Genomic DNA, 4431 nt, shown 5'->3' with positions numbered 1-4431 from the left:
TAATTACTTTTTTTGTTTTCGAAATTTTATTTAAATTTTCCATAATGGTTCCCATCGGAATTAAATCTCCACCAATGGAAGCAATTTCCACTTCATGCGGTTCACGCACGTCAATGAGTTGAAAATCTTCATGATTGTCTTTCATCTTTTTAAATTCCGTTACCGTGATCTCGTTCATTTTTATAGCTTTTTATTGGATGAAGTTTTTGAAAAAATTATTTTGGAAGATAGGTAAAAAAGGTATCGCCGCGTAATCCCAAACGCAATGTTTCCAAAGGAATTACGTCATCGTAAGAAATATTTCCAAGATTGACATTTGGTCCCAACAATTTAATAAACCAAATTTGTTGTGGCTTTTTTGGAGATTCCCAAAGAATTTTTTCTTTCGGTATTTTCGATAAAATTTTGTTAATTAAAATCGTGTGTGCACTTCCGTTTGGACGGTAAATACCAACGGTTCCGCTTTCGCGTGCTTCCGCAATTACTTTCCAAGAACCAGCGTCAATTTCGGCTTGCATCATGGAAGTCCATTTAGCGGGATGAATAATTACGCCTTCTTCTTTTGAACCAACTTCCGATAAAACAGTGTAATGTTTCGCCAATTTATGGATGTATTTACATTTATCATCGTGCTTCATTACAATAGATCCGTCGGAAACTTCGGCAAATTCCATTTTATATTTTTCCAACAATTTCACGTAATCGTTAAACATATCACGGATAATAAAGGCTTCGAAAAGCGTTCCGCCGAAATAGGTTTTGATACCAGCGCTTTTGTATAATTTTAATTTCTCAACAAGGTTTTTCGTAACAAAAGAGGTTCCGAAACCGAGTTTTACAATATCTACCAAATGATCGTTGGCAGAAAGAAAATCTTCTACTTGTCCTAAACTTAATCCTTTATCCATTACCATGGTAATGCCTGATTCACGTGGTTTTTCAGGTCTTTCAGGAATGTATGGGAGTTTGAAATTCATCGTATTATTTTTTATAAGATTCAATAATATTAACCACTACGGTATTATTTTTTAATTGAGGAAAAAAGTCAAATAATTCATGGTGCATTTCGTAATTGATGCTAAGTGCATTTTGCAAATAACTCATGGCATCTTGTTTTTGCCCATTGTTCAGCAAACATGCGGACATTCGATAATTTAATTGTGCATTATTCGGATGATTTTTGATACCCTCCGCAATTATTTCTACGGCTTGTATCATGTTTTCTTGTTCAAAAGCAAGCGAAGAATAATCCAACCAACCTTCCGGATTCGTAGGATCCAACTCGATGACTTTTTTGTAAGCATTCTCGGCTTCTTCCAAAAAGCCCATTTTTTGTTCTAAGTCCGCAAATATATGCCAATAATCGGCATTTTCTTTCTCCAATTCCAAGGCTTTTTTAACGTAATGAATGCCTTCCAACAATCTATTTTGTTTGTCTAAAACAATTCCAATCCCTAACCAAGCTTCTGATAATTCAGCGTCCAATTTAATGGCGCGGTTGTAATTGCTGAGTGCCGATTCCCAATCTTCCATTTTTTCGTAGCACTCGCCAATGTAGTAATACGTAGCGGCTTCGGGCGCTTCGTAATTAAAAGTTTCTCTGTAAACAGCAATGGCTTCTGCATGCTTTTCCATATTCGCCAAGGAATTTGCTTTGTTGAAATAAGCAGAACCAAAATCGGATTTAATCGCAATGGCGTAATCATACGCCATGATGGCTTTTTCGTAAAGTTCTAATTTATTGTAAGCGATGCCGAGGTTGAACCAAGCATTGTGTGAGTAAGGATATTTATCAATGAACGAGTTGTAGTAGCGAATGCTGTCTTCCGTTTTTTCACTTAATTCATAACAAAAGGCGAGTTCGTAAATGGCTGCTTCGTTATCCGGACTTAATTCCAAGGCTTTTTTTAAACAGCGAATAGCATCTCCAAATTGAGAAAGATTTTCGTATTCGAAAGCCATGTAAAGTGCCACTTCATCCGCCATGTCTTCGTTTTCCATTGCTTTTTCATAGCATTCAATGGCTTTCTGTGGCATTTTCATTTGACTGTAAATACCTCCACGAGTCATTTGTATTTCCGGATCGTTTGGTTCAAATTTTTCGGCGTAATCTAAAATAGTTAATGCTTCTGTGGTGCGTTCGGTGGCAGAAAAAAGTTGTGCTTTACGCAGATGGAAAAGTACTGAAAATGGAAAGTGTTCTACGCCTTTTTCAATGGCAACGCCCGCTTTCGAAAAATTATTTTTATCGAAGTAATAATTGATAACGTCTTCGTACTCGTCCACATCAAAAAATACAGCTGTATTTTCCGAAATAGAAGTCTCGAAACGTGCAATCAATACGTCAATGTGTTCACTGTTGTAATTGCCTTGCCCTTTACTCATGTAAATTTTTCTGTAACGAAATTAATAATCCACAAAAGTAATAAATATTAAGGTCTTTTCAGCGATGAATAAAACTATTTCAAATGGTTATTATTAAAAAGCAGAACCAAAATAAACAGCAATATTATCGCATCCGAAAAATTATTTTTTCTTCAACAAAATATCTTTCGCCATTGCATAGGTTCCTTTAGACGAAATGGGCAGCGTAATGGCTTCGTTATATGTTTCGTAGCCCGATTTCTTAATAACAAGTTGGTATTTCTTATTGCCTTTTAGTGTAATGAAATAATCTCCTTCTGCTGCGGAAGAAGTGGCGGCAACTTTCGTTCCAGTAGAATCATTGATGGTGATATCAGCTTCTATCGGAGTGCCTGCTTTGGAATCAAAAATAGATCCTTTGAGAATAGACAAGCCAGTGCTTTTAGAACCACTTTTCATATCCTCGTCCATAACTGGATAATTGCTTAAATCTACTTGATAAATATCGCGTTCTCCCAAACCTCCTTTTCGATCGCTGGCGAAATAACCCGTCTTGCCATCTGCTGCAATCACAAAATTGACATCTTTGTAAATAGTATTGATAGGATAACCTAAATTGACAGGTGTTGTCCATTTCCCATTTACACGCACGCTTTTAAAAATATCGTAGGAACCCATCGAGTTATGCCCTTCGGAGCTAAAGAAAAGTGTTTTGCCATCTCCAGCAATAAACACTCCGCCTTCATCTTCACTCGTATTAATAACAGGACCTAAGTTTTCCGGCTTACCCCATTCGTGAGACGAGATGCGTTTAGAAACATAAATGTCGCCATGACCATAACCACCTGGACGCTCGCTCACGAAGTACAATTCTTTTCCGTCAGGAGAGAGGCAAGCACCGTCTTCGTAATAAGAAGTATTGATAGGTGGACCAAGAGTTTGTGGGGTACGCCATTTTCCAGAAATACTCCGTTTGGAGGTATATATATCGCCTCCTTTAGCCGTTTGAATGTTATTTTTATAGAGAAAAATCTCTTTGCCGTTAGGCGAAATACTGCAACAAGCATCGTGCCCTTCATCATTGATAGAGCCAGGAATCATTTCTGCATCCATCCATTTGTTATTGATGGTATCCCACTTCGAGATGTAAACCTTTTCGAAGTATTTTCCATCGCCTTCCTTGTCAACAGGACTATTTACGCCATTTGGACGGCGTGAGTTGAAAATAAATGTTTTGCCATCGGCAGAAATTGAGGGCGTTTTATCGTCGTATTCAGAGTTAATGGCTTGCCCCATGTTTTCTATTTTTACAGGCACAGGCTTTGCCATCAGTTCTTTGGCAGTATTGCACTGATTCAAATAAAAATCCACTCGACTGTCTGTTAATTTGGATTGTTTTTGAGCAAAGGTGGTTTTAAACGAGGTGAATTCGCTAATCGCTTTATCAATATCTCCGCTTTGTTGATACGCCAAGCCTAAGTCTAAATCCAAGTTCTCGTCTGCTTTTGGGTCTTTTGCTTTTGCCTTTTCTAAGTTGTCAATCGCATCGGTTAAGTTCGCTTGCTGTAAATAACAAGCGCCTATATGAAATAGAACAGTGGCATCATTTGGATGTTCGATGGCTAACTCTTGATAAATTTTTAGAGCAGCTGTATAATTTTCGCCGAGATAGTATTGGTGAGCATTGAAATATTTGAGTTGATCTTTCCCTTTGTCAATTACATTTTGCGCGTAGGTAACATTGCTCAACATTAAGCAGGAGGAAAGCAGGTAATAAAGAGTTGTTTTTTTCATACAGATATAATTTATAAAATCACTTACAGAGCAAATGTAAATTTTATCTGCGTATTTTAAAAAAAAATTATAAAATAGGAGTATGATTTTTTATTAATGAGAATCATTTCTTCTCTTATTTGGACTTAAATCAGTGTAAACAAACAGTGTTTGTTTGAGTGCCAGCAAACAAAAAATTCAAGAAAGCATAATTCCTGCCGCACATGCTTTTTAACATTGTATGCTTTTCTTTCCTTTTCAATGCGCTTTAATGTATTTTCTAATCTATACATC

3 protein-coding genes are annotated in these 4431 nt (G+C 36.8%); all 3 read right to left on the bottom strand.

Annotated elements, in window-relative coordinates; all coding sequences use genetic code 11:
- Window positions 1–215: 215 nt before the first annotated feature.
- The 3 genes from ABIZ51_01980 to ABIZ51_01970 all read right to left on the bottom strand — a co-directional run bounded on the left by ABIZ51_01980 (window position 216) and on the right by ABIZ51_01970 (window position 4158).
- Window positions 216–977: a phosphosulfolactate synthase gene (locus tag ABIZ51_01980; protein ID MEO7087544.1), complete on the bottom strand. Its 762-nt coding sequence runs from the start codon at window positions 975–977 to the stop codon at window positions 216–218.
- A gap of 4 nt (window positions 978–981) precedes the next feature.
- On the bottom strand, window positions 982–2385 hold the full coding sequence (locus ABIZ51_01975) for a tetratricopeptide repeat protein (protein ID MEO7087543.1): 1404 nt from the start codon (window positions 2383–2385) through the stop codon (window positions 982–984).
- A 141-nt stretch (window positions 2386–2526) separates the two neighbouring features.
- Complete coding sequence (locus ABIZ51_01970; protein ID MEO7087542.1) at window positions 2527–4158, bottom strand: tetratricopeptide repeat protein; 1632 nt, start codon at window positions 4156–4158, stop codon at window positions 2527–2529.
- Window positions 4159–4431: the final 273 nt, after the last annotated feature.

This window comes from Bacteroidia bacterium, from assembly GCA_039924845.1.
In the GTDB taxonomy this organism is placed as follows: domain Bacteria; phylum Bacteroidota; class Bacteroidia; order DATLTG01; family DATLTG01; genus DATLTG01.
The sequence above is the reverse complement of the archived record's forward strand: the minus strand, read 5'-3'. Positions and strand labels throughout refer to the sequence as shown.